Raw genomic sequence first — 24,751 nt, forward strand, 5'->3', positions numbered from 1 at the left:
TTGTCGCCATCGTCACCGCTATACGCCGGACCCACCTATGTCGCAGACCATTTCCCCCGCCGTGCCGACCCCTTCGACTCCGAAGGTCGGTTTCGTCAGCCTCGGCTGTCCTAAAGCCCTGGTCGACTCCGAACAGATCATCACGCAGTTGCGCGCCGAGGGTTACGAGATCTCCGGCACCTATGACGGCGCAGACCTTGTGGTCGTCAACACCTGCGGTTTCATCGACGAAGCGGTGCAGGAAAGCCTCGACGCGATCGGTGAGGCGCTCAGCGAAAACGGCAAAGTGATCGTCACGGGCTGTCTCGGCGCAAAGCAGAGTGCGAGCGGCTCGAACCTGATTGAAGAAGTGCATCCGAAGGTGCTGGCCGTGACCGGCCCGCACGCGCTCGGCGAAGTGATGCAGGCGGTGCACAACCATCTGCCCAAGCCGCACGATCCGTTCATCGATCTGGTTCCGGCTGCCGGCGTGAAGCTCACGCCGCGCCACTACGCGTACCTGAAAATTTCCGAAGGCTGCAACCACCGCTGCACGTTCTGCATCATCCCGTCCATGCGCGGCGACCTCGTGTCGCGGCCGGTTGCCGAAGTGATGCTCGAAGCGGAGAACCTGTTCAAGTCCGGCGTGAAGGAACTGCTGGTGATTTCGCAGGACACGAGCGCATACGGCGTCGACGTCAAATACCGTACCGGTTTCTGGAACGGCAAGCCGATCAAGACGCGCATGACCGATCTGGTCGGCGCGCTCGGCGAACTCGCGGCGCAATACGGCGCATGGGTGCGCTTGCATTACGTGTATCCGTATCCGAGCGTCGACGAAGTCATTCCGATGATGGCCGAAGGTCCGTTCAAGGGCCACGTGCTGCCGTATCTGGATGTGCCGTTCCAGCACGCGCATCCCGAAGTGTTGAAGCGCATGAAGCGTCCGGCCAACGCCGAGAAGGTGATGGAGCGCGTGAAGGCCTGGCGCGAAATCTGTCCCGATCTGACGATCCGCAGCACGTTCATCGCCGGCTTCCCGGGCGAGACCGAAGAGCAATTCCAGACGCTGCTCGATTTCATTCGCGAGGCGGAACTGGATCGGGTGGGCTGCTTTGCTTACTCGCCGGTCGAAGGCGCGAGCGCCAACGAACTCGACGGCGCATTGTCCGACGAAGTGCGTGAAGAACGCCGCGCGCGTTTCATGCAAGTCGCTGAAGAAGTGTCGGCCAAACGGATCGCGAAGAAGGTCGGCAAGACGCTGAAAGTGCTGGTCGACGAGATCAATGCCGACGGCGGCATTGGCCGTACGGCGGCGGACGCGCCCGAGATCGACGGTGTTGTGTATATCGCGCCGGCCACCAAGGCGTCGAAGCGCTACAAGGTCGGCGATTTCGTTTCGGTGAAGATCACCGGCGCCGACGGCCACGACCTGTGGGGCGAGGTGTAAGCGATGACGGTGAGCATGGCCAGTACGCCGGACGGCCGGCCCCCGGCAAGCCGACCCTCAGAAATCCTCGCGCTCGGCGAGGCGATGATCGAGTTCAATCAGTCGGCTAAAGATCAGCCGAACTATCTGCAAGGCTTCGGCGGCGATACGTCGAACTTCTGCATCGCGGCAGCGCGCCAGGGCGCGAACACAAGTTTCGTGTCGGCCGTCGGCAGCGACCATTTCGGGCATCTGTTGATGGATCTGTGGGAACGCGAGCAGGTCGACACGTCGCTCGTGCGCGTCGATCCGCACGCGTCCACCGGGGTCTATTTCGTTTCGCACGGTCCCGCTGGTCACGCGTTCGACTATCTGCGCGCGGGGTCGGCCGCGAGCCGCTACGCGCCGCACGATTTGCCGCTCGATGCGATCGCCGCGGCTAAAGTCATCCATCTGTCCGGCATCAGTCTCGCGATCAGCCTGAGCGCCTGTGACGCAGCGTTGGCGGCGATCGGGCATGCGCGCGCGAACGGCGTGCGCGTGAGCTTCGACACCAACCTGCGCCTGAAGCTTTGGCCGCTCGCCAGAGCACGCGCGGTGATGCTCGAAGCCATTCGTCAAACCGACATTTGCCTGCCGAGCTGGGACGACGTGACCGAGCTCACTGGCTTGACCGGCCGCGACGAGATCGTCGACTTTCTGCTGTCGCACGGTCCGCGCGTCGTGGCGCTCAAGCTCGGCAAGGAGGGCTCGTACATCGCCACGCCCAACGAACGGCGCGTCGTGCCGGGCCACGTCGTCAACGCGGTCGATGCGACCGGCGCGGGGGACTGCTTCGGCGGCGCGTTCATCGCGCGTATCGTAGCGGGTGACGATCCTTTTCAAGCGGCGCGTTATGCGAACGTCGCCGCGGCACTGTCCACGCAAGGTTACGGTGCGGTCGCGCCGATCCCTTCGCGGGCAACGGTCGAACACATCCTGGCCGGCTGACGGCAACGCGCCGCGAGGCGCGTCCCACAACCGGCAAGGCCAGATTATCCTGAGACTAAAGAGAGGAGCGAGCGATGCAACGGGACGTAGTGGTGGTAAGCGGTGTACGTACGGCAATCGGCGGTTTTGGTGGCAGTCTGAAGGATTTTCCGCCGACTGATCTAGGCGCACGCGTCGTGCGTGAAGCGCTGGCGCGCGCGAACGTGTCGGGCGACGAAGTCGGCCACGTGGTGTTCGGCAACGTCGTGCATACCGAACCGAAAGACATGTATCTGGCCCGCGTGGCGGCGATCAACGGCGGCGTCGCGCAACATGCGCCCGCGCTGACCGTCAACCGCCTGTGCGGCTCGGGCTTGCAGGCGATCGTCTCGGCCGCCCAAAGCGTGCTGCTCGGCGATGCCGACATCGCGATCGGCGGCGGCGCGGAAAACATGAGCCGTGCGCCGTATTCCATGCCGGCTGCGCGCTTTGGTCAGCGCATGGGCGATGCGCGCCTCGTCGACATGATGGTCGGCGCGCTGAACGACCCGTTCCAGTCGATCCATATGGGCGTGACCGCCGAGAACGTCGCGCGCAAATATGAAATCTCGCGCGAAACGCAGGATGCGCTCGCGCTCGAATCGCATCGCCGCGCGGCCAACGCGATTTCCGCCGGCTACTTCAAAGACCAGATCCTGCCGATCACGATTCCGTCGAAGAAGGGCGACGTCGTGTTCGATACGGACGAGCACGCGCGTATGAACGCAACGGCCGAAGACTTCTCCAAGTTGAAGCCGGTGTTCGCGAAGGAAAACGGCACGGTGACGGCCGGCAACGCGTCCGGCATCAACGACGCCGCCGCGGCGGTCGTGCTGATGGAACGCAGCGTCGCTGAAAAGCGCGGTATCAAGCCGCTGGCACGGCTGGTTTCGTACGCGCATGCAGGTGTCGATCCGGCCTACATGGGCATCGGCCCGGTGCCGGCGACGCGCAAAGCCCTCGAGCGCGCCGGCCTGACGGTCGCCGATCTGGATGTGATCGAAGCGAACGAAGCGTTTGCCGCTCAGGCGTGCGCGGTCAGCAAGGAATTGGGCTTCGATCCGGCCAAGGTCAATCCGAACGGATCGGGCATTTCGCTCGGCCACCCGATCGGCGCGACCGGCGCACTGATCACCGTCAAGGCGCTGTATGAATTGCAGCGGGTCGGCGGCCGTTATGCGCTGGTGACGATGTGTATCGGCGGCGGTCAGGGCATCGCGGCGATCTTCGAACGGATCTAGGTCCGAGGCGGGAAAGGCAACGCAAAGCAACGCTAGGCGTCGTCTTTCCCTGCCGAACGAAGCCCGGCAGTTAGTCAGCAGTCAGCGGGTACAAGCACGTATCGGGCAACAAGGAACGAACGGATGCAGGAATCGAAAGCGATGAAGGGTGCGACGCGTCGGCGCGGTTGGGCAGTCCCCCAAGGGAACTTCCTTCGGAGCGTAGTGAGCGCGGCTGCATTGCTGTGTGCCGGCGCTGTGCTGCCCGCGCAGGCATGGGCGGAAAGCGACGCGGTCAAGGCGCTGGCGGCGCCCCCGCCGATTCAGTTGCCGCTCAGGCCGAGCCCCGAATTCGCGAAGTTTCCGCGCTACGCCGGCATGCTGGGCGCGCGTCAGATCGTGCTGCGGCTCGGCGCGAAAACCGACGATCCCGCCGGCGTACACGGCGAGTATCAGTACACCGATACCGGCGAGGTGATCCTGATCGCGGGCGACCGCGACGGCGATACGCTCGAAGTCGAAGAATCGAACGACGGCACGCATATCACCGGCAACTGGGTGGGCAAATTCGCCGCCGACGGCTCGGTCGCGGGCGACCGTATGAACGTCGACGACTCCGACCCACAGCCGTTCGATCTGAAGCCACTGGCAGCGGGGCAGGCCGTGCCGGCTGCTTCAGCGGCGGCCGGTGCAGCGGCCGGCAAGGCGACCACGCCGCAACCGTCCGCAGGCAGCGCAGCAGCGCCCGCCTCGGCGACGAACGGCGGTCACGCCGTCGGTGGCGTTAGCAACCTGCAAACCGGCGAATGAAGCCGACCTGGACCATGACTCAATACAAACTCAAACGCGATCTGCAGACCCGCATCGTGCGTGCCGATGACCAGCTCACGCCGGGCTTCGAATCTTTCTCAATGCCGGTTACGCGCGCGTCGACGGTCGTGTTCCCCGATCTCGCGACGATGCGCGCGCTCGACTGGAAAAACGACGCGCAATGGCGCTATGGCCTGCACGCCACGCCGACTTCGCTCGCGCTGGCGCAGCGGCTTGCCACCATCGAAGGCGGCAATCACGCGTTGTTGCAGCCGTCGGGGTTGTCGTCGATTTCGAACGTGTACTTCGGCCTCGTCAAGGCCGGCGACGACGTGCTGATTCCCGATAACGTCTACTCGCCGAACCGCGACCATGGCGACTGGCTGGCGCGAGATTTTGGAATTACGGCACGCTACTACGATCCGATGATCGGCGCGGGGATCGCGGATCTGATCCAGGCGAATACGCGTTTGATCTGGCTTGAAGCACCCGGGTCGGTCACGATGGAAGTGCCCGACGTGCCTGCTATTACCGCGGCGGCGCGCGCGCGCAACGTCGTCACGGCAATCGACAATACCTGGTCGGCGGGGCTCGGTTTCCGGCCGTTCGACCACGGCGTCGATATTTCGGTGCAGGCGCTAACCAAGTACCAGTCGGGTGGCGGCGACGTCCTGATGGGCGCGACGATCACCGTCGATCGCGAGTTGCATCTGAAGCTGAAGGCTGCGCGCATGCGTATGGGTATCGGCGTGTCGTCTGATGACTGTTCGCTGATTTTGCGCAGTCTGCCGACCATGCAGTTGCGCTTCGAACAGCACGACCGCGCGGCGCTCAATCTCGCTACCTGGCTGAAAACTCGCCCGGAAATCGCGGCGGTCTTGCATCCGGCGTTGCCCGACTGTCCAGGGCATGAGTTTTTCAAGCGCGATTTTACGGGCGCGGGCGGACTGTTTTCGGTGGTGTTCGACGCGCGTTACAGCGCGGCGCAAATCGACACGTTCTGCGAGTCGCTTGAGCTGTTTTCGCTCGGCTGGAGCTGGGGCGGCGCACACAGTCTCGCGATGCCCTACGACGTCGCCTCGATGCGCACGGAAGGTCAATGGCCGTATCGCGGCACCTTGGTGAGGTTCTATATCGGTCTGGAAGAAGAGGCCGATTTGCGCGCGGATATCGAACAATGTCTGGTGGCACTGGGTTAAGCGCCTAAAAAGATTTGTTGAAGGTCGAATGAGCCCATCGGGACGTGTTCCTGATGGGCTTTTTATTTTGTCAAGATAGCCAGTAAGCCTAACCATTCGGCCGAATGGTCGACGCCGGATCTCGACGCTACGATGGTGCACATCCTGACTAACGGTAACTGCACAATGGTGAGCTTCGATGAATCTATTCTTCTGGATGTTGCTGAATCTTGGCGTGCCGATTGTCGGCCCGATCTTTACGCTAGCGCTCGTCGCCCCCACGCACGGCTGGCGCGTCGCGAAGGCGTTGATCGCTGCATCCGTGAAAGACGGCCAATTGCTCTGGTGTGCGATCGGACTGTGCGCGGCCGCGGTTTATGAAGCGGTGACTGCGCTGGAGCGGGGGCGTGGCGTGGTGACTGCTCTGGAGTCCGCCATTGCTGGATTCTGTGTGCTCGCTTTTTCCTGTTCCATTGTCGTGATGTCGGCCTTGGTCTACGCACATCATGACCGGGCGGGCACATCCGCCGGCAACAGGCAGAAGCGGTTCGTTGCGGGGGCATTGTCGCGCGTGGTAATCGGAGCTTCAATATTTGCAACATCCGTTGCGGCAGTACTATTTGCAATCCTACACATATGCCTGATTTAGATTTTTCAGATAGCGCAGCAATTATACTGATTCGCTAAAGGAGGCAATCATGCACAAAGTGTTCACATTCTTGGAATCTGACGAAAATTTTGCTCGTGTTCTGAAGTGGTTCAACGTCGTGACAGGCGCCGTTGCAATCTGCATGTTGAGTGTGTTCCTGATAACCTATCTCAACAAATAACACGCATCTCTGCGCTGGCCGTCATTGCGCCGGCCAGCGCAAATTCGAGGCGTCAGAACAAACGCAGCAATCCATCCAGTCCAACGTGGTTGAACGCCACGCTGGCTGCTTCGCGTACCACCGGCTTCGCACGGAATGCGACCGAAAGTCCCGCAGCGGCCATCATTTTCAGATCGTTCGAACCGTCGCCCATCGCAATCGCGCGGGTCGGTTCGATGCCCAGTTGGGCGCACGTTTCGCGCAGTGTGCGTGCCTTCACGTCGGCGTTGACGATCTCGCCGATTACGTTGCCGGTCAACTTGCCATCAACGATTTCGAGCGTGTTCGCGTGCGTGAAATCGAGGCCGAGTCGGGTCTTCAGTTTCTCGGTGAAGAACGTAAATCCGCCGGACACCAGCAGCGTTTTCAATCCCGCCGCTTTTGCGCCGGCCAGCATCTGTTCGGCGCCCGGCGAGAGTTGCAGCCGCTCTTCATAAACGCGTTCGAGGGCGCCGGCATCGAGTCCCTTGAGCAGTGCCACGCGGCGCGTCAGACTTTCGTTGAAGTCCTTGATTTCGCCGCGCATCGACGCTTCGGTGATCGCGGCAACTTCGGCTTTCAACCCGCAGAAGTCGGCGATTTCATCAATGCACTCGATCGTGATCAGCGTCGAATCCATGTCCATCGCGACGAGGCCGAAGTCACGCAACTGGCGGCCGGGTTCGACAAACGCGTAGTCCAGTTGATGCGTGCTGCAATAGACCTCGAGGTCGGCGCGCTGCGCAATGTTCGCGCCGGCAATGCGAATCGCGTTCGCGTCGATGACGGTGGCACGCGAGCCACGCGCAAGCGCGATGAGCGTTTTGTGATGATCGGCGGAAAGGGGCGCGGTGCTTTGGATGACGAGGTTCATGGACGACGCGTTAACGCAGAAAAGGACGGGCGCGCGGCTCGCGCGGAAAATTCCGCCATTGTAACGGTTCGGCGACCCGCGGCCCGCCTGGGTAGCTGACAACCGACCTGCCTGGAAACCTGTCATGCTTCCCACCGCGTGCTCCGCCCGGCAATCTGCTGTGCAATCATCGGGGGCCCGCGTCATACTGGCGCTTCGAACGACGCCCCGCAGCCCATCGAGCCTGTCGAGCCCGCCGCGCCGATGAGACGCGTGGCACACCGTACACGGCACGCATTGGCACCAGCGAAGCGGCGCACCACCACGGAGACAAGTCATGACCCCCGCGACCACCAGCGACGCGTCCACTCTTGCGCGCGACTTCGATCTGCGCCATCTGAGCCCCGCGTTCCATGCTGACCCGTACCCGGTCTATCACGCGCTGCGCACCCATGAGCCGGTCAAACGCATGCCGGACGGCTCGCTGTTTCTGACGCGTTTTCGCGACGTGCAAGCGGTCTATCGCGACCCGAAAACATTCAGTTCCGACAAGACCGTCGAGTTCAAGCCGAAGTACGGCGACTCGCCGCTCTACACCCACCACACCACCAGTCTCGTCTTCAACGATCCGCCGCGTCACGCGCGGGTGCGCAAACTGATCGCCGGTGCGCTGACGGCGCGCGCGATCGCGGCCATGGAGCCAGGGCTGATCCGCCTCGTGGATGGCTTGCTCGACGCTGCCGCGGTGCGTGGCCGGATCGATCTGATTGGCGCGTTCGCGTCGGCGATTCCGGTCGAGATCATCGGTAATCTGCTGGATGTGCCGCACGCTGAGCGCGAGCCGTTACGCGACTGGTCGCTGGCGATACTCGGCGCGCTTGAGCCGTCGCCGAACGAGGCGCAACTCGAACGGGGAAACCGCGCGGTCAGCGAATTCGTCGACTATTTGCGCGGTCTGGTGGCGCGGCGCCGCAGCGAACCCGGCGATCCGCAGCACGACGTCTTGACGCGCCTGATCCAGGGCGAAGAGGGTGGCGAGCAGTTATCGGAAACGGAGTTGCTGCAAAACTGCATCTTCATTCTGAATGCCGGTCATGAGACCACCACGAATCTGATCGGCAACGGTCTCGTTACGCTCATCGACTGGCCTGAGCAACGCGCCGCGTTACTGCGCGAACCGTCGCTTATCGAGTCGGCGATCGAAGAGTGTTTGCGGTTCGAAAGCTCGAATCAGCTCGGCAACCGGATGACAACGGTCGACACGGAGATCGGCGGCGTCGCGGTGGCGCGCGGGACGCCCGTCACACTGTGCATCGGCGCGGCCAATCGCGACCCCGAGCAGTTCGCGGAACCAGACCGCTTCGACATCCGTCGCGATCCGAACCGGCATCTGGCATTCGGCTTCGGCATTCACCAGTGCGCGGGGTTGTCGCTTGCGCGGCTCGAGGCGCGCATTGCCGTCGGACGTTTCGTGCAGCGTTTTCCTGCGTATCGGCTCGGCGGCGAACCAACGCGCGGCGGACGCGTTCGATTTCGCGGCTTCGCGGAGGTGCCGATCGAGCTCGAGCCGGCGAGCGGCGGTTGACGAGCATCGGTTGAAGAGCCGGCGCCGAGCTGCACGAGCGCCTACAGGACCTTAATCCCGGCCCGTGGGCGGGCTACGCGAAGACGCGTCAGCGCATTACCGCGGCAATGAAGAAACGTTTGGATGAGGCCGGATGAGCGCGATCTAGCTGACCTCATTCAAAAGCCGCGACCTTCATTCCGGCACTCCGCGCACTCCACTCATCCCACTCATCCTGGCTCGGCGTCCCAATAAGGCGGATCGCCAAAATGCGCGGCAAGGAACTCGATGAACGCCAGTGTCCTGGGCGGCACGAACGCACGGCTGGGATACACCGCCCAGATCGCCACATTCTCCGCGAGCGGATAGGTGTCGAGTACGCTCATCAGTTCGCCGCTGCGCAGATACCGCGCCACGTCCCAGGTCGATTTGAGCGCGATGCCGAAACCGGCCAGCAAGGCGTCGCGAATGACCTCACCGTTGTCGACGACGAGGCGTCCGCTCACGCGGACCTCGATCCGACCGGCGGGCGTCACGAATGCCCAGTCGCGCTGGTCCGACAGGATCATGCATTCGTGCTGCGCGAGGTCCGAAGGATGGTGCGGCGTCCCGCGTGCGGCGAGGTAAGCAGGCGCGGCGCACAGCACGCGGCGGTTCACGGCCAGGCGCCGCGCCACCAGCGACGAATCCTTGAGCACGCCGACACGGATCGCCACGTCGATACCCGCATCGACCAGATCGATCACCTGATCCGTCAGGCGCAGATCGACGCTCACGCCGGGATAGCGGCGCAGAAATTCGCTGATCACCGGCGATACGTGTTGCCGCCCGAACGACGACGGCATCGACACCCGCAAACGCCCTTGAGGTTCGGCCCGCGCGCGGCCCACCGAGGCGCGTGCGGCATCGGCCGCGTCGAGCAGCGCCTGCGCGCGGGTCATGAACACTTCGCCGTCCTGCGTGAGACTGATGCGCCGGGTGGTCCGATGCAGCAGGCGCGCACCGAGGCGCCTTTCCAGTTGTGCGATGCGCGAGCTTGCCACCGCCGCCGACAGGCCGAATTCACGGCCGGCCGCCGACACATTGGCGAGCAGGGCGGCTCGCACGAACAGGGCGACGTCGAGCAGATCGAGCCGTTCCCGTTCGCCGGATGAGGGTTTTATGGCGGGTTGTAAGGCAGGTGCCGCAGGATCGTCAGGATGGTCCATTCTTCTGAAATTCAAAAAGATGTTTCAGTCATTATGATGGTTTTTTGAGAATAAGAACCCCTTTAGGATGACGCCAAAGCGATCGATTGGCCCGCATGGCGCGAGGCGCCGCCGGCAACGATCGCCCGTCTCTCAACCTCATCTGAAACAACAGGAGCCGTAATGAAAGCCGTAGGTCTCTATCGCTATTTGCCGATCGATCAAGCTGAGTCCCTGGTCGACGTCGATATTCCCCAACCTGAAGCCACTGGCCGTGACCTGCTGGTGAAGGTCGAAGCCATCTCCGTCAACCCGGTCGATACCAAGGTGCGCGCCCCCAAAGACACCGTCGAGAAAGCGCCGCGCGTGCTCGGTTGGGACGCTGCCGGCACCGTGGTGGCGGCCGGCCCGGACGTGACGCTGTTCAAGGTCGGCGACCCGGTGTTCTATGCGGGCAGCATTACGCGGCCGGGTGCGAATAGCGAGTTTCATCTGGTCGACGAGCGCATTGCCGGGCGCAAGCCGGCATCGCTCAATTTCACGCACGCGGCCGCCTTGCCGTTGACCGCAATCACGGCCTGGGAGGCGCTCTTCGACCGCCTCGGCGTGTCGCCGCAAGGCGCGGACGAAGGCCGCACCGTGCTGATCGTCGGCGGGGCGGGCGGGGTCGGCTCGATCGGCATCCAACTGGCCAAACAACTGGCGAAACTCAAAGTGATCGCGACCGCCTCGCGTCCTGAATCGGCGAAGTGGGCAACGGAGTTGGGCGCGGATCATATCGTCGATCACTTCGGCGATATGCCCGCGCAGCTGAAAAAGCTCGGCATCGACCAGGTCGATTACGTGCTGATCTTCAACGATAGCGACCGGAATTTCCCTGCAGCCGCCGAAGTGATCAAGCCGCAGGGTGGCATTTGTTCGATTGTCGAAAACAGCCAGCCGGTGCCGGTCGAATTGCTGAAGGCGAAAAGCGCCGCGTTCCACTGGGAATTCATGTTCACGCGTTCGATGTTCGGCACGCCGGACATGATCGAGCAGCATAAGCTGCTGACCGAGGTGGCGCGTCTCGTCGATGCGGGCACGTTGCGCACGACGGTCGGCCAGGATCTCGGCAAGATCAACGCTGAGAATCTGCGCCGCGCGCATCGGCTGCTCGAAGACGGTCGCGCCATCGGCAAGCTGGTCCTGACGGGTTTCTAAACCGCGCAGGGTTTGCCGAGGGTTGGGTGTTGCTGTCAGATCGCACGCGCAGAAAACGCCTCATTGCAAGCGGGGTAACACCCGATTCGTATGAGGCGCGCGCGGCGCCGCTTGGCGGTAGACTGGTGGGGCATCATGCTAAAACAGTTGCGTGTCTCGCGGCTCGTCTGGCTGGGCCTTTACCCGGCGTCGATCAGGCATCATTCAGACTTCGGTCGGGCTTCGGTCAGGCGATGCACTGGCGGTAGCGCCAAAGCGAGCGCGCAACGGCACAACAACGAGGTGACAGTATGAGCTTAAGCTTCAAACTCTCCGCCGTTTCAGTTGTCGCTTCTCTCGCATTCGGCATGCTCGTGACAGCGGCCCACGCGGCCACGCCGATCACGGTGACGTCGCAGTCCGCCCTCGACGGTCCGATTCGCTATACGGTCCGCGTCACGTCGAAACAGTTCGGCAATTCACAGGAAACGCGCACGATCCGCTCCGGCGAATCGGACGACTTCACGTGGAAAACCGTGCCGCCTGGCGGCCCCGTGCCCGCAACGGATAGCTGCCCGAATTACTCGTCGCTCCCAACCGATACCAACGGCGCGATGATTCGTCAGACGCAGATCCGCTTTGCACCGGTGGTTGCGAGTGACGGCACCGCGTCCGTGCAGTTGAGCTTCCAGGCGCAGACGCCGCACGGCGTGAAGACAGTGACGAGCGGCGGCAAAACGCTCAAGTGTCCGAACAACGTGTCCGTCAGCCAGATTGTGCGTTTTACGATGCCGACCAATGGCAGCACGAAAACGCTGACGCTCAATGACGGCACCGAGGTGGCGGTCACCGCGAAACGTTGAGGGTTGCGCGGCGTAAAGGGTGAACAGATAGCGAACACGCGACGCAAGCCGCGTCGCGCGTCTGTTTGTCCCTTCAACGCTGGGTTGAGGGCCGCTCGACCAGCCGTGCTGACAGAAACCGGTGCTCCGCCGAGAAGACCCGGCGATACGTGAGCAGCACCGCGCCCACGGTCCCCAAGGCCGACGCCGCCGCGATCAGGAACATGATCACGATCTGATAGCGCACCGCCTGCAAGGGCGACTGACCCGCCAGCACCTGCCCCGTCATCATGCCGGGCAAACTCACCACGCCGACCACGGCCATCTGATTCAGCGTGGGCATCATGCCCGCGCGCACCGCCTGGCGCGCCGGCGCCTGCGCCGCTTCCCAACGGGTCGCGCCGAGCGCGAGCGCCATGTCCACACGGTCACGCCGCGCGGTCAATTCCTCGGTCATCCGTTCGATACCGAGCGACACGCCGGTCAGCGTGTTGCCGAGGATCATGCCGAGAATCGGAATCGCATACTGCGGCTCGTACCAGGGGTGAATGCGGATCACGACGAAGAGTCCAACCGCGGCCACCAGCCACGAACTCACCCAGATCGACAGCACACTGTCCAGACGCTGGCCCGCATAGGTGCGGCTGCCGCGCTGCGCGCCCGCGAAGCCGGCGATCAGCGTCATCACGACCATCAAGGGCAGCACCACGAACCAGTGGTCGTAGCGGAACACCCAGCCCAGCACATAGCCGATCGCCAGCAACTGCACGACGGTGCGTAGCGCCGCCCACGCCAGCTTGCGTTCGAGATCCAGCTTGAGCGCCACCGACACGACACCGTTCACCACGATCAGCAACGCGGCGATTGCGACGTCCCAGAGACTCAGGTTTTGCAATGTCATTGGCCGAGCTCCTGATGCGCGGGCGTCGCCACGGATTCGTCGAGCACACCGGCGCGCATCGTGAGATGCCGCGCGCTCATGCGCGCGGCTTGGGCTGGATCGTGCGATACCCACATCGACGCATGCCGGCCGGGATCGGCCGCGAACCACGCATGCACCAGAGCCTCGATCGCGCGCGACGACTCCGGGTCGAGCGAAGCGGTGGGTTCATCCAGCAGCAGCACTTCGGGTGCGAGTTGCAGCACGCGAATCAACGCAGTGATCTGCGCTTCTCCACCGGACAACTCGCTCGCACGTTTGTCCAGAAAATCGTCGCCGCGGCCGGCCTGGGCGGCGAGACTCGCCGCGCGAGCGCGATCGAAACGCACGTCGCGATAGGTGCGCAATTCGAACGGGTAACGCAGATTGTCTTCGACGCTGCCGTCGAGCAGCGCGGGCCGCTGCCGGATATACGCGACGTTGCGCCGGTAGCGCGGAATAGCGGCGCGCTCGACCGGCGCGCCATGCCACATGATGCGTCCGGCATCGAGCGGATCGAGCAGGGCGAGGGCACGCAGAAACACGCTCTTGCCGGAGCCCGATGGCCCGGTGACCGCGACGCGGTCGCCGGCGCAGAGGGCGAAGGTCGTCGGTTGCAGCAGGGTCTGCCCGCGCAATGCATCGCGCCGGGCGATGCCGTCGGCGAGAACGAAGGGAACATCGGTCATGAGTGGGATCGTGGTGGATTTTTGCGTGGATTCGGCGGCCGCCATGACATTCCTTGACGTTTCCAGGGCCAGTAATCTGTGCCGGAACGGCGCGGCATGATAAAACGACACCTTATTAGATAACACTAACAGGCACGATACGTGCTGCCCCAATGCACAACGAAGAACAAAGGCGGAGCTTCTCAATGGCGGTGTCGCACACGATCGGAGGACGGATAGGAAAAATCATCGCATGGCTGATGGCGATCATCGTCATTCTGATGGCTGCGCTGACAATTTTTATTCTGACCTTTGACTGGAATCGGGCCCGGCCTTACATCAACGACAAAGTCACACAAGCGATCGGCCGGCCTTTCGCGATCAACGGCGATCTGAAAGTCGGGTGGCAGCGCCCGGTTGGCGAGACCGGCTGGCGGGGTTGGGTGCCCTGGCCGCGTTTTTCGGCGGCCAGTATCGCGGTAGGCAATCCCGACTGGACCCGGCAGCCGCACTTCGCGACGCTCGACGAGATCGACTTCGAGGTCAAGGTTCTGCCGCTGCTCGCGCACGACATTGTGATTCCCGCGATCAATCTCGTGAATCCGTCGGTCGACCTCGAACGACTGCTCGATGGGCGCAACAACTGGACTTTCAAACTGGCGTCTTCCAGCGGGCCCTCCGAATGGAAGCTCGATCTGCACGACATCGCGTTTGCCAAGGGCAATATCGCGCTGTCCGATCAGCAGAAGAAGGTCGAGATGCAGATGGTCATCGACACGCTCGGCCAGCCGATCCCGATCGGCGAGGCGATGAAGCAGCAGGAGGCGGCGTCGCGCAATGCGTCGGCGGAGGCGGTCGGCAAGGCGGGCGCGAGCAAGCTCGCCGCCCAGGCTAACGCACAGGCTGCGTCGGAAGCGGCAGCGGCTTCCGCAGCGGCTGCAGCGGTCGCTTCGTCGACGGAGGTCACCGCTTCGGGCGCGACAGCGGCGAATGGCGCGTCGGGTGCGGTGGCTGCCAGTGGTTCGAACGGTGCAAGCCAAGGTGCGAAAGGAGGGGCAAGCGGCGCGGCGGTAGCGTCGGCGTCGAGCGCCGCCGAGGCAGGCACGGCGAACGGTGCGAAGCCGGAGATCCCCCCTTACGCGATCGGTTGGAGCGTGAAGGGTACCTACAACAAGACGCCGGTGTCCGGTAGCGGCAAGGTAGGCGGCGTGCTGGCGTTGCAGGACGCTAACCGGCCGTTCCCGGTGCAGGCCGACGTGAAGGCCGGCGATCTGCGGGTCGGTCTCGTGGGCACGATCACCGATCCCGCGCATCTTGCAGCGGTCGATTTGCGCCTCTGGCTGCAAGGCAACAGCCTCGGGCGGTTGTACGCGCTGACGGGCGTGACCTTGCCGGAGACGCCGCCGTATGCGACCGACGGGCGTCTCGTCGGCCAGTTCAAGTCCGGCGGGAACGTATTCAAGTACGAAAACTTTACGGGCCGGGTGGGCGGCAGCGATCTGAACGGCTCGCTGACCTACACGGCACGTGAGCCGCGTCCCCTGTTGCAGGGCGAACTGGTATCGCATCTGCTGCAATTCGCCGATCTGGCGCCGGTCATCGGCGCGGACTCGGCAGCCAGTAAGGCGAAGCGCGGCGACGCGACGGCGCAACCGGGCAATAAAGTGCTGCCGGTGGAAGAATTCCGCACGGACCGATGGCAGGCGATCGACGCCGACGTGAAGTTCACGGGGCGCCGCATCGTCAAGGACGCCAACCTGCCGATCACGGACTTGTACGCGCACATCGTGATGACCGGCGGCGTGCTGTCGCTCGAGCCACTGAAGTTCGGCGTGGCGGGCGGTTCGTTGTCGTCCGAAATTCATCTGGATGGCAGCACGACGCCGCTAAAAGGCCGTTTCGCGACGTCGGCGCGGCATCTGAAGCTCAAACAGTTGTTTCCGAACTTCAAGACGATGCAGAACGCGCTAGGTGAAATCAACGGCGACGCCGCGCTGAGCGCGACCGGCAATTCGCCGGCGGCGTTGGCCGCGACGTCGAACGGCGAGGTGAAGGCGTTGATCACCGAGGGCGCGGTGAGCCGCCTCCTGATGGAAGCCGCGGGGCTGAACGTGGCGAACGTGGTGTATGAAAAGCTGTTTGCCAATCGCGACGTGAAGATCAACTGCGCGGCGGCGGATTTTGTCGCGACGAACGGGGTGCTGGATTCGCGCGTCTTCGCGCTCGACACGGATGACGCGGTGATCAACATTGACGGCAATGTGAATCTACGCGACGAATCGATGGATCTTGGCGTCCATCCGCATACCAAGGGTTTCCGGGTGTTTTCGCTGCGCTCGCCGCTTTACGTCAAGGGGACGTTCAAGGATCCGCATGTGGGGGTGAATGCAACCGCGCTGGCGTTGCGAGGTGGCGCCGTTGTCGCGCTCGGGTTGATCAATCCGTTTGCGGCGCTGATTCCGCTGCTTGCCCCGAGCAATAACAAACCGCTGCCGTGCGGACAGTTGCTGTCACAGATTCGTCAGGCGCCGAGCGCACCGCCGCCGGGCGTGAAGGAGCAACCCAAGGCGGCCATTTCCCTCGACGGCGCGCCGCTCAACAAGCCTTCCACTGGCGCTCGCGCGCCCGCAGGCGCGGACAAGAAGCCTGCGGCCATGTTGCCGGCCACGGCGGCCGAATATAAGGGGAGTTGACGGTTTTCTGCTTTGCCTGCGGACGTGCGGAGTTCGACCTTCAGCGCCGATAAAGGAAAGGAAACAAAAGAACTACCTTAACGAGCGCGGAGCGGCGTCCCCTGCAGCGTCCTGCCTGCGAACCCCTCGCCGGGCGCCGCCAACGCGGGTGGCGCCAAACTCCATCAGGATCTTGCCCCTGGCGCGGCTGGCAAAGACCAGGAATCCAAACCCGTCGGCTTCGTACCAATATCCGCCGTTCTCGAGCCCATCGAGCGGTTGCTCCAGCGCATTGGTAATGGATTCGATACAACGCCGCCGCAATTCGGCGGGCGCGGGATAGGGGGGCTGTGCGCCTCGCACGCTGCACAGAAGAACGTCGAGTCCGGGCAGCACATGTGCGTAGAGCACCGGCTCGTCCTGAGCGCGGGCGCGCGCAATTTTGGTATCGAGCTGACCGAACGGCTTGAAATGCCGTAGTACCGCGAGGAACGACTCATCGCCGTCCACCTTCGCGCGCCTACGCTTTTTCGGGAAGGACATAAAAATTCGCCTGAAAAAGAATTGCAAGAAACGCAGCGTCCTCATGCGACAACTCCCGGCTTCGCGCGCCGCACGTCGATCTTTTATAGCATACGACAAGGCCGGATTCACGGTGATTCGACGTCTACGCCGTTCCACCGCCTCCCGCACGAATCATGCCGAACCGCCTCGCCGCGCGCTTTCGCTTCCCAGCACATCTGTCTCCATCATAGACTCACGCGCCGCCGAAAAAACACCTCGTACTAATAAAAAAGTCATTTTTGTGTGGGCGAGCGCATCTTGCCGCTACGTTGAAATATCTCACATTCACGTCGATAATGGCCCGTCCGGCTGCACTGCGGCGTGCCTGCCAGTCTTGCACCGCAACAGACCGCCCGCGTCGCGAGGTGAGGCGCGCGGCCTGTGCAGGACGGGCAGGCATACCGCTGCTTGAACGACCCTTCGGGCGAACATGAAACTATTCACCAAGGGTCTGCTGCTGATTGCGGTGCCGAGCGCGGTCGAGCTGGCGCTTCTGGGCGTCGTCTTCGATACCCAGGAGCAAACAGCACAGGCCGCGCAGTGGGTCAGCAACAGCAAGCAGGTCCTTTATCAGTCGTCGGCCATTGTCGATCCGCTGCTGCGTCAGGCCGCGCGGGTCCGCACGGGCATGGTCGTCGGCGACCCGTCGTTAATCGACCGCCACACTGTATGGGTCGATCTCGGCGACCGGCTTTCGAATCTCGAAGCACTGGTGGCCGATACGCCGCAACAGGTCAAGCGCGTGCACAAGATGCAACAGGCGATCGAGGCGTATCACGCGCAGGCCGCAAGGATCTCGCAGGCGCTGCATGCGGGCCAAAGCCTGAATTCGTTTGCCGCGCAGGATACCGGCGCGCTCCCCCAGCAGATCGCGCTGTTTCGCGATCAACTCGCCGCGTTCAGTAGCGAGGCCTCGCGGCTCGACGCCGAGCGCGGGGCGGCGCTGGCACGGCGCCATGAACGCCAGCAATACGCGCTGATCGCCGCGGTGCTGGGATCGATGCTGATCTGGGCGGTTACCGCCGTGGTGTTTGCGCGCAGCATCGGCCGGCGGCTGGAAGTATTGACAGGCAACGCCGAACGTCTGGGCCGTGGGCGGGAGCTCGCGGCACGGCTGTCCGGCAGCGACGAAATTGCCGAACTCGACGCGGTGCTGCACCAGACGGGCGCGCGCCTGCGCGCGGCCGAGGGCGAGCAGGCTATGCTGAAAGCGCGGCTCGAAGCACGTGCGCGGGAACTGGCGAGTGTGAACGAAGAGCTGCGCCAGGAGACGCAAGACAACGAAATGTTCATCTACAGCGTGTCGCACGATCTACGCTCGCCGTTGGTGAATCTGCAAGGCTTTTCGAAAGAATTGCAGGTGTCGTGCGACGAACTGGACAGCATCGTCGAGGCGGCGAAACTGCCGGAGGCCGAACATCGGCGGATGGTGCATATCCTCGACGGCGACGTGCGCGAGTCTCTGCAATATCTGCGCAGCGCGGTGACGCAGGCGGCGGCGATCATCGACGCGCTATTGCGGATTTCGCGTGCCGGCCGGCTCGAATACCAGTGGCAGCGGGTGAGCGTCGGGCGGGTGGTGGGCCGTGTGGTCGACGCGCTGCAGGGCGCGATCAAGCAGCGTGCGGCCGTGGTCACCGTGCGCGAGTTACCGCCCGCATGGGGCGATCCAGGCGCGATCGAACAGATTTTCAGCAACCTGGTCGGTAATGCGCTCAATTATCTCGACCCGGCACGCAATGGGCGCATCGAGATTGGCACGCTGGAGCCGGAACCGGTCGACGAGACGGAGCCGCTCGCGTTGCGCACGCGCACTTATTATGTGCGCGACAACGGCCTCGGGATTCCGGCGGCGTATATGTCGAAAGTGTTCCGCGCGTTTCAGCGTTTGCATGGCGACGTCGCCAACGGTGACGGCGTTGGCCTCGCGGTGGTGCGGCGCATGGTGGAGCGGCATGGCGGGCGCGTTTGGGTCGAGTCGGCAGAAGGCGCGGGATCGACCTTTTTCGTCGTGTTGCCGGAACAGCCTGCGCGCAATTGAGTTGTGAAAGGCACCGGGAGAACCGGTGGGGACAGTTAAAGACACAATGCAAAAACAGATCGTCAGCACGGAGGACATATGAGTCACGGGGAATCGGTCAGTATCGTGCTGATCGAAGATGATGACGGTCACGCCACACTGGTCGAGCGCAATTTGCGCCGTGCCGGTATTTCGAACGGCTTCGTGCGCTTTCGCGATGGCCAGCAGGCACTCGATTATTTCTTCGGCCCGGCACCGGCGGACGCTGCGTCCAGCCCTTATCCGCCTCGCGAAGATCTGACGAATTTCGTCGTGCTGCTCGACCTGAAAATGCCGCGCGTGGATGGCTTCGAGGTACTGCGGCGTCTTAAGGATTCGCCCCAGACAGCCGCGGTGCCCGTGATCGTGCTGACCACGACCGACGATCCGCGCGAAATCGCGCGCTGCTACGAGCTCGGCTGCAACGTCTATATCACCAAGCCGGTCGAATATGACGCGTTCATCGAAGCCGTGCGCCGTCTCGGCTTCTTCCTGCAGGTAGTCAAGCTGCCGCCGGGCCACCGGTTGGCCGCGCCGTGACGAAAAGTTCATGTGAAGGCGCGCCGAAAGCGGCCCATGACAAGATAGCCACACCAGACCTACCCAAAGAAGACTTTGCATGACCGAAGAAGTATCCACGCAACCCGCCGCGTATGTGCTGGTCGTCGATGATGACGAAGGCATCCTGCGGCTCGCGCGCAAGTCGCTCGAACGCGCCGGCTGCCGGGTTGCAATCTGCGCAGGTGTCGACGTGGCCCGCGAACGGCTTGCCGCGGGCGCGCCCGACCTGCTTGTGCTCGACTACCAGCTCAGCGGGCCGGAGACCGGCCTCGACTTCTTTCGCCGCTTGCGGGCGGAAGGTGTGCGGATCCCCGCCATCCTCGTGACCGGTTTCACTGACGAATCCCGTGTGATTGAAGCGCTCCGTGCGGGCGTATCCGACGTGGTGCCGAAATCCGGCGACTACCTCGACTACCTGCCCGAAGCGGTGGACCGCGTGCTGTCCCAGGTGCGTTTGCAGAAGGCCTCGGACGAAGCCTTGCTGCTGCGCGATCGCGAACAGCATTACCGCACCTTGTCTGAGGCCTTGCCGCACCTCGTGCTCACCTGCAATGCCGCGGGCGATTGCGATTTCCTTTCGAAGCAATGGTTCGACTACACGGGGTTGGCGGAAAGCAGTTCGTACGGTCTTGCGTGGCTCGACGCGGTGCATCCCGACGATCGTGAAGAGATTCGACGCACCTGGCTCAAGGCAGTGTCGAGCGGCACCGGCGATTATCGGCACGAACTGCGGATTCGCCGCCACGATGACGCCTATCGCTGGTTCGACGTCCGCGCGGTCGCCATGCGCGACCCCGAGGGGAATGTCAGCAAATGGTTCGGCAGTTGCACGGATATTCATCCCCAGCGCGAGGCCATCGAGGAGCGCGAACGGCTGCTCGCCTCGGAGCAGGCCGCCCGCCAGATTGCGGAAGAAGCCAATCGTGCGAAAGACCGCTTCCTCGCCATGCTGTCGCACGAATTGCGCACGCCGCTCACACCGGTATTGGCGGGTGCCAGTGTGCTGGAGATGATCCCGGATCTGCCCGATCAGGCACGCTCGAGCGTGCGCATGATCCGCCGCAACGTTGAACTCGAAGCGCGCCTGATCGACGACCTGCTCGATCTCACGCGCGTGGCGAACGGCAAACTGCGTCTATCGCTTGAAACAGTCGACGTGCATGAGGTGATGGACAGCGTGCTCGAACTCTTTCGCAGCGAGATTCAGGTCAAGCAGCAGGACGTGCATGTCTACAAGAACGCGCAGCACCATTACGTACTCGCCGACCGCGCACGGCTGCAACAGATGCTGTGGAACCTGATTCGCAACGCCGCCAAATTCACGCCGGACGGCGGTCATATCTATGTGCGCACGCAGGATGAGCGCATGCATGTGCAGATATCGGTTGAGGATACCGGTATCGGTATCGAGCCCGAGCAGATCGGCAAACTGTTCAACGCGTTCGAGCAGGGCAACCAGAACATGACGCGGCAGTTCGGCGGGCTGGGACTGGGCCTCGCGATCACCAAGGCATTGACCGATGTGCACGGCGGCACGGTAATCGCACAGAGCCCTGGCGCGCACTGCGGCGCGACTTTCACGATCACGCTGCCAACCGCCGCCGCGCCCGCGGAGTTGACACCTGTCGCAGCGCCTGACGAGGTGCGTTCTCACGGCCTGCTGACCGTCCTGCTGATCGAAGACCATCTGGATACCGCCGAGGTCATGGCGCAGCTGATTCGCAGCCTGGGGCACGACGTGACCACGGTGGGCCGGGTGGACGATGCATTGGCCGCCACCCAGTTGCAGGCCTTCGATCTGGTGATCAGCGATGTGGGCTTGCCCGACGGCACCGGTCTCGATTTCGTCAAGGCGTTCCGCGAGCATTCGGATGCGCCGGCGGTTGCGTTGACCGGTTTCGGTACTGACGAAGATGTGCGCCGTTGCCTGAGCGCGGGCTTTACTTCGCATCTGACGAAGCCTGTCAATTTCGGACAGCTCGAAACGATGATCGAAAGTGCGCTGAGTCTGAAGTCGGGAAGGGACGCTTAGTGTGTTCGCGGCGTTGACTGCGCGGGCGTCATTTACGCGTGACATGAAAAAAGGCCTGTGGCGACTTCGTCGCCACAGGCCTTTTTAGTTGCGCCGGCTAATATGCCGGCAAAAAGACTTAACGCTGCGGCGAGTTCTTCAACGAATCGCGGATCTCACGCAGCAGCACGACTTCTTCGGGTGTCGGCGGCGGCTCTGCGGGGGCGCCTTCAGCCGGCTTGCGCAGATTGTTGATGAACTTGACCATCAGGAAAATGATGAACGCGAGGATGATGAAGTTGATGGCCACGGTGATGAACGAGCCATAACCGAACGCCGCTACGCCTGCCGTCTGCAAGTCTTTATACGAATCGGGATTGCCTTTGAAGCTTGCGGGAATATCGCCGAGGCGAATGAACTTGTTGGAGAAATCGAGGCCGCCGGTGACAACGCCGATAACCGGCATGATCAGGTCTTTAACAATTGAATTGACGATGGTGGAAAATGCGCCGCCGATAATTACCCCGACGGCGAGATCCATTACGTTGCCTTTGAGGGCAAATTCCTTGAATTCCTTAATCATGCTCATATACATTTCTCCCAGAAGTCGATTGTCGAATCATACCAATCTGAGAAGGATAGGCTAGTCTTTTGGCACGGAAAGAGCGGCCTGGCGCTATTCAGGAAACGGCGCCTGGCTATGGCGCGCCCGTTCGATATGCGCGGCAAAGCTGATCGGGTCGGTATTGGTGCCGCACAGCAGCACGCCTACGCGTTTGCCTTGCAGCGTTTCGCGCAGCGGCCCGAGCAGCGCGGCCGTAGCCGCCGCGCACGCCGGTTCCACGGCTAGCTTAAGTTGTCCGAACAAGGTCAGCATGGCCGCGCGCAACTGGTCGTCGGATACGGTGACGAGCTGATCGATATGACGGCGGCACAATTCGTAGCTGTATTCTTCGGTATGCGGCGCCGCCAATGAATCGGCAATGGTGTGCATGTGACCCATCTTGACCGTGTGATTGGCGGCAAAGCTTTTGCCCATCGCATCCGATCCTTCCGGTTCGACGCCATAAACGTGCACCCGCGGATTCGCGAGCCGCATGGCGGTGGCCACACCGGCAGCGAGACCGCCACCGCCGATCGGTACGATCACCGCTTCGAGGTCGGGCGTTTGCGTGGCCCATTCATAGCCGAGCGTGGCCGAGCCCAGCACGGTGCGATAACCGTTGAACGGGTGCACGAAGTAGCGGCCTTCCTCCGCCTCGATACGGCGCACCAGTTCGAATGCTTCGGCAAGGTTTTCGGCGAACACAATGTCGGCACGATATTGCCGGCACAATGCGATGCGTGCCGGATTGGCCGCCCGAAACAGCACGACCTTCGCGCTGATGCCAAGACGCATCGCCGCGTATGCGACCGCCACCGCATGATTGCCGCCCGAAACACAGGTGACACCCGCGCTGCGTTGCGTTTCGTCGAGCGCCAGCAGGTTGGTGAACGCGCCGCGCGCCTTGAAGCTCCCGCCCGCTTGCAGCAGCTCGAACTTGAAGTTGACGACCGTGCCTTCCAGCGACGGAAAGTCGAGCCGGTCGAACACCGGCGTTCGCGTGACCCACGGTGTCAACGCAAAGTGCTGCGTGGCGATGTCGTCGAGTGTGGGGATCGGCTCGCCGTCGATCGTATGGTCGGTGTGCTGCGGCGTGGCGGATGACATGGCGTGGGTGTGTTTTTCCTCAATATGCCTGAGACTATTTTTGCAGCGGTCAGGTTCAGTGCGCGTGCGCCGGGGCGTCCATCGACATGCTGTGAATGAATTTTTGCAGGAAACGTTCGCACGCCACGAGCTGGTCCAGCGCCACGAATTCATTGGCTTTGTGCGCCTGCTCGATATCGCCGGGGCCGCACACAATGCTCGGGATGCCCGCCAGCGAGAACAGCCCGGCTTCGGTGCCGTACGCGACCTTGCGTTTGTCCTGGTCGGCGGTCAGCGCGCGCACGAGTTGTGTGATCGCGGCTTGTTCAGACGAATCGAGGCCGGGTGCCGCGGCGATCTTCGTGATCTCGATCGCAGCAGATGGATGCTCGCGCAACATTTTCGGCAGGAGCGTTTCGCGTGCATATTGATCGATGCGCGCGAAGATCGGTTCGGGGTCGAGCGTGGGCAGATTGCGAAACTCGAACTGGAACTTGCATTCGGCCGGCACGGTATTGATCGCATTGCCGCCGATGATCGTGCTGGTTTGCGACGTGGTGAACGGCACGTCATACAGTTCGTCGAATGGGCCTTGCTCGCGGAATTGATCGGCCATGTCGCGGATGTAGCAGATCAGGCGCGCGGCGTATTCGATCGCATTCAAGCCCTTCGGCGTGAGCGACGAATGCGCGGCCTGCCCGCGCACGCAGCACTGATAGGCGTTGATGCCCTTGTGCGCCACGATCGGCCGCATGCTGGTCGGCTCGCCGACGATGCAGCCGTCCGGCTTCACGCCACGCTTCATCAGATCGGCAATCAGGAGCGGTGCGCCTGCGCAGCCCACTTCCTCGTCGAACGACAAGGCGAGGTGAATCGGCTTGGCGAGCCTCGTGCGCTGCATGTCGGGCAAGAGTGCGAGCGCCGCGCCGATGAATCCCTTCATGTCGCAGGTGCCACGGCCGTACAGTTTATCGCCGCGAATTTCCGGTTTGAACGGATCGCTATCCCATTGCTGACCGTCTACGGGCACGACGTCGGTATGGCCCGACAGCACCACGCCGCCATTGGTCTCGCCGTTGTGCGCGGGAATCGTTGCGAACAGATTGGCCCATTTGCCGCTTTTGTCGTGAGTGAGCGTGGCTTCGATGCCGACGGCACGCAGTTCGTCGCGCACGGTTTCGATCAGACCGAGATTCGGATTGCGGCTCACCGTGTCCATCGACACGAGACGGGTTACCCAGGGAAGCGAGGCGGGGGTAGCAGGCGAGGACGAATTCGATGCGGAGGCGGGCGTTTGCGAGGGCTGCGCCGATTCAGCGACGTGAGACATGACGAGACTCCAGCATTTGAGTCTTTTGATCATACCCAAAAAAAGCGCACGCGTATGCTGCGGTGCGTGTTTGCGCACCGCAGCATGAACGATAAACGGCTAGACGTACGCCGTTTTTTGTTTGGCGGCGTGGGTGCCGGCTTAAGTGCCACGTACCGGCGCCGGTGTTGACGCGATACC

21 protein-coding genes are annotated in these 24,751 nt (G+C 62.8%); 13 read left to right on the forward strand and 8 right to left on the reverse strand.

Features of this window, described 5'->3' with window-relative positions; genetic code table 11:
- The first annotated feature begins 37 nt into the window (after positions 1-37).
- The 6 genes from rimO to KHO23_RS28450 all read left to right on the forward strand — a co-directional run bounded on the left by rimO (position 38) and on the right by KHO23_RS28450 (position 6,273).
- Positions 38-1,429, forward strand: a complete 1,392-nt coding sequence (gene rimO, locus KHO23_RS28425; protein WP_211615374.1) for a 30S ribosomal protein S12 methylthiotransferase RimO — start codon at positions 38-40, stop codon at positions 1,427-1,429.
- A gap of 3 nt (positions 1,430-1,432) precedes the next feature.
- The gene (locus KHO23_RS28430) at positions 1,433-2,398 is read left to right on the forward strand and encodes a sugar kinase (protein ID WP_211615376.1); all 966 of its coding nucleotides are present in this window, start codon (positions 1,433-1,435) and stop codon (positions 2,396-2,398) included.
- 74 nt (positions 2,399-2,472) lie between these two features.
- Positions 2,473-3,657, forward strand: a complete 1,185-nt coding sequence (gene bktB / locus KHO23_RS28435) for a beta-ketothiolase BktB (RefSeq protein ID WP_211615378.1) — start codon at positions 2,473-2,475, stop codon at positions 3,655-3,657.
- A 123-nt stretch (positions 3,658-3,780) separates the two neighbouring features.
- A complete protein-coding gene (locus KHO23_RS28440; RefSeq protein WP_211615380.1) occupies positions 3,781-4,446 on the forward strand; it encodes a hypothetical protein in 666 nt (221 codons plus the stop codon).
- 14 nt (positions 4,447-4,460) lie between these two features.
- Positions 4,461-5,645, forward strand: coding sequence for a cystathionine beta-lyase (locus KHO23_RS28445; protein WP_211615382.1), 1,185 nt, complete (start codon positions 4,461-4,463; stop codon positions 5,643-5,645).
- Between the two features lie 178 nt (positions 5,646-5,823).
- On the forward strand, positions 5,824-6,273 hold the full coding sequence (locus tag KHO23_RS28450; protein WP_211615384.1) for a hypothetical protein: 450 nt from the start codon (positions 5,824-5,826) through the stop codon (positions 6,271-6,273).
- A gap of 233 nt (positions 6,274-6,506) precedes the next feature.
- Here the strand turns inward: KHO23_RS28450 and serB are convergent, their stop codons facing one another.
- A complete protein-coding gene (gene serB / locus KHO23_RS28455) occupies positions 6,507-7,346 on the reverse strand; it encodes a phosphoserine phosphatase SerB (protein WP_211615386.1) in 840 nt (279 codons plus the stop codon).
- 316 nt (positions 7,347-7,662) lie between these two features.
- Between serB and KHO23_RS28460 the strand changes: the two genes are divergently transcribed.
- Complete coding sequence (locus KHO23_RS28460) at positions 7,663-8,910, forward strand: cytochrome P450 (protein ID WP_211615388.1); 1,248 nt, start codon at positions 7,663-7,665, stop codon at positions 8,908-8,910.
- 209 nt (positions 8,911-9,119) lie between these two features.
- On the opposite strand, the gene KHO23_RS28465 is transcribed toward KHO23_RS28460, so the two are convergent.
- Complete coding sequence (locus KHO23_RS28465; protein ID WP_211615390.1) at positions 9,120-10,097, reverse strand: LysR family transcriptional regulator; 978 nt, start codon at positions 10,095-10,097, stop codon at positions 9,120-9,122.
- Between the two features lie 162 nt (positions 10,098-10,259).
- On the opposite strand from KHO23_RS28465, the gene KHO23_RS28470 reads away from it, so the two are divergent.
- Together KHO23_RS28470 and KHO23_RS28475 are read left to right on the forward strand one after the other, a co-directional pair.
- Positions 10,260-11,276, forward strand: a complete 1,017-nt coding sequence (locus KHO23_RS28470; RefSeq protein ID WP_211615392.1) for a zinc-binding alcohol dehydrogenase family protein — start codon at positions 10,260-10,262, stop codon at positions 11,274-11,276.
- A gap of 290 nt (positions 11,277-11,566) precedes the next feature.
- On the forward strand, positions 11,567-12,118 hold the full coding sequence (locus KHO23_RS28475; RefSeq protein WP_211615394.1) for a DUF6013 family protein: 552 nt from the start codon (positions 11,567-11,569) through the stop codon (positions 12,116-12,118).
- 73 nt (positions 12,119-12,191) lie between these two features.
- Here the strand turns inward: KHO23_RS28475 and KHO23_RS28480 are convergent, their stop codons facing one another.
- Both KHO23_RS28480 and KHO23_RS28485 read right to left on the reverse strand, forming a co-directional pair.
- Positions 12,192-12,998, reverse strand: a complete 807-nt coding sequence (locus KHO23_RS28480) for an ABC transporter permease (RefSeq protein ID WP_211615396.1) — start codon at positions 12,996-12,998, stop codon at positions 12,192-12,194.
- The gene (locus tag KHO23_RS28485; RefSeq protein WP_211615398.1) at positions 12,995-13,705 is read right to left on the reverse strand and encodes an ABC transporter ATP-binding protein; all 711 of its coding nucleotides are present in this window, start codon (positions 13,703-13,705) and stop codon (positions 12,995-12,997) included. The genes KHO23_RS28480 and KHO23_RS28485 overlap by 4 nt, the downstream gene beginning before the upstream one ends.
- Before the next feature lie 185 nt (positions 13,706-13,890).
- On the opposite strand from KHO23_RS28485, the gene KHO23_RS28490 reads away from it, so the two are divergent.
- On the forward strand, positions 13,891-16,377 hold the full coding sequence (locus KHO23_RS28490) for an AsmA family protein (RefSeq protein WP_211615400.1): 2,487 nt from the start codon (positions 13,891-13,893) through the stop codon (positions 16,375-16,377).
- A gap of 72 nt (positions 16,378-16,449) precedes the next feature.
- Here KHO23_RS28490 and KHO23_RS28495 read toward each other — a convergent pair whose 3' ends face one another.
- Complete coding sequence (locus KHO23_RS28495; RefSeq protein WP_211615402.1) at positions 16,450-16,944, reverse strand: hypothetical protein; 495 nt, start codon at positions 16,942-16,944, stop codon at positions 16,450-16,452.
- A gap of 406 nt (positions 16,945-17,350) precedes the next feature.
- On the opposite strand from KHO23_RS28495, the gene KHO23_RS28500 reads away from it, so the two are divergent.
- From KHO23_RS28500 to KHO23_RS28510, 3 genes are all read left to right on the forward strand, one after another.
- The gene (locus KHO23_RS28500) at positions 17,351-18,961 is read left to right on the forward strand and encodes a sensor histidine kinase (protein ID WP_211615404.1); all 1,611 of its coding nucleotides are present in this window, start codon (positions 17,351-17,353) and stop codon (positions 18,959-18,961) included.
- Positions 18,962-19,039: 78 nt separating this feature from the next.
- The gene (locus KHO23_RS28505) at positions 19,040-19,519 is read left to right on the forward strand and encodes a response regulator (RefSeq protein WP_211615406.1); all 480 of its coding nucleotides are present in this window, start codon (positions 19,040-19,042) and stop codon (positions 19,517-19,519) included.
- A gap of 79 nt (positions 19,520-19,598) precedes the next feature.
- Positions 19,599-21,572 (forward strand): hybrid sensor histidine kinase/response regulator, encoded by a 1,974-nt coding sequence (locus KHO23_RS28510; RefSeq protein ID WP_211615408.1) that lies wholly within the window; start codon positions 19,599-19,601, stop codon positions 21,570-21,572.
- A 118-nt stretch (positions 21,573-21,690) separates the two neighbouring features.
- Here the strand turns inward: KHO23_RS28510 and mscL are convergent, their stop codons facing one another.
- The 3 genes from mscL to argE all read right to left on the reverse strand — a co-directional run bounded on the left by mscL (position 21,691) and on the right by argE (position 24,571).
- Complete coding sequence (gene mscL / locus KHO23_RS28515) at positions 21,691-22,140, reverse strand: large conductance mechanosensitive channel protein MscL (RefSeq protein ID WP_211615410.1); 450 nt, start codon at positions 22,138-22,140, stop codon at positions 21,691-21,693.
- 87 nt (positions 22,141-22,227) lie between these two features.
- Entirely contained in the window at positions 22,228-23,262 is a 1,035-nt protein-coding gene (locus KHO23_RS28520) for a threonine/serine dehydratase (protein ID WP_211615412.1), read from the reverse strand.
- Positions 23,263-23,317: 55 nt separating this feature from the next.
- Positions 23,318-24,571 (reverse strand): acetylornithine deacetylase, encoded by a 1,254-nt coding sequence (gene argE / locus KHO23_RS28525; RefSeq protein ID WP_211615414.1) that lies wholly within the window; start codon positions 24,569-24,571, stop codon positions 23,318-23,320.
- Positions 24,572-24,751 lie beyond the last annotated feature (180 nt).

The organism is Paraburkholderia haematera (genome assembly GCF_905220975.1).
GTDB lineage: Bacteria > Pseudomonadota > Gammaproteobacteria > Burkholderiales > Burkholderiaceae > Paraburkholderia > Paraburkholderia haematera.

Coding starts and splice junctions, on each gene's coding strand:
- mscL (WP_211615410.1), bottom strand. CDS start 22,140: ATGAGCATGATTAAGGAATTCAAGGAATTTGCCCTCAAAGGCAACGTA.
- KHO23_RS28430 (WP_211615376.1), top strand. CDS start 1,433: ATGACGGTGAGCATGGCCAGTACGCCGGACGGCCGGCCCCCGGCAAGC.
- KHO23_RS28445 (WP_211615382.1), top strand. CDS start 4,461: ATGACTCAATACAAACTCAAACGCGATCTGCAGACCCGCATCGTGCGT.
- serB (WP_211615386.1), bottom strand. CDS start 7,346: ATGAACCTCGTCATCCAAAGCACCGCGCCCCTTTCCGCCGATCATCAC.
- KHO23_RS28465 (WP_211615390.1), bottom strand. CDS start 10,097: ATGGACCATCCTGACGATCCTGCGGCACCTGCCTTACAACCCGCCATA.
- KHO23_RS28505 (WP_211615406.1), top strand. CDS start 19,040: ATGAGTCACGGGGAATCGGTCAGTATCGTGCTGATCGAAGATGATGAC.
- bktB (WP_211615378.1), top strand. CDS start 2,473: ATGCAACGGGACGTAGTGGTGGTAAGCGGTGTACGTACGGCAATCGGC.
- KHO23_RS28495 (WP_211615402.1), bottom strand. CDS start 16,944: ATGAGGACGCTGCGTTTCTTGCAATTCTTTTTCAGGCGAATTTTTATG.
- KHO23_RS28520 (WP_211615412.1), bottom strand. CDS start 23,262: ATGTCATCCGCCACGCCGCAGCACACCGACCATACGATCGACGGCGAG.
- KHO23_RS28460 (WP_211615388.1), top strand. CDS start 7,663: ATGACCCCCGCGACCACCAGCGACGCGTCCACTCTTGCGCGCGACTTC.
- KHO23_RS28485 (WP_211615398.1), bottom strand. CDS start 13,705: ATGACCGATGTTCCCTTCGTTCTCGCCGACGGCATCGCCCGGCGCGAT.
- argE (WP_211615414.1), bottom strand. CDS start 24,571: ATGTCTCACGTCGCTGAATCGGCGCAGCCCTCGCAAACGCCCGCCTCC.
- KHO23_RS28480 (WP_211615396.1), bottom strand. CDS start 12,998: ATGACATTGCAAAACCTGAGTCTCTGGGACGTCGCAATCGCCGCGTTG.
- KHO23_RS28500 (WP_211615404.1), top strand. CDS start 17,351: ATGAAACTATTCACCAAGGGTCTGCTGCTGATTGCGGTGCCGAGCGCG.
- KHO23_RS28510 (WP_211615408.1), top strand. CDS start 19,599: ATGACCGAAGAAGTATCCACGCAACCCGCCGCGTATGTGCTGGTCGTC.
- KHO23_RS28475 (WP_211615394.1), top strand. CDS start 11,567: ATGAGCTTAAGCTTCAAACTCTCCGCCGTTTCAGTTGTCGCTTCTCTC.
- KHO23_RS28470 (WP_211615392.1), top strand. CDS start 10,260: ATGAAAGCCGTAGGTCTCTATCGCTATTTGCCGATCGATCAAGCTGAG.
- KHO23_RS28490 (WP_211615400.1), top strand. CDS start 13,891: ATGGCGGTGTCGCACACGATCGGAGGACGGATAGGAAAAATCATCGCA.
- KHO23_RS28440 (WP_211615380.1), top strand. CDS start 3,781: ATGCAGGAATCGAAAGCGATGAAGGGTGCGACGCGTCGGCGCGGTTGG.
- KHO23_RS28450 (WP_211615384.1), top strand. CDS start 5,824: ATGAATCTATTCTTCTGGATGTTGCTGAATCTTGGCGTGCCGATTGTC.
- rimO (WP_211615374.1), top strand. CDS start 38: ATGTCGCAGACCATTTCCCCCGCCGTGCCGACCCCTTCGACTCCGAAG.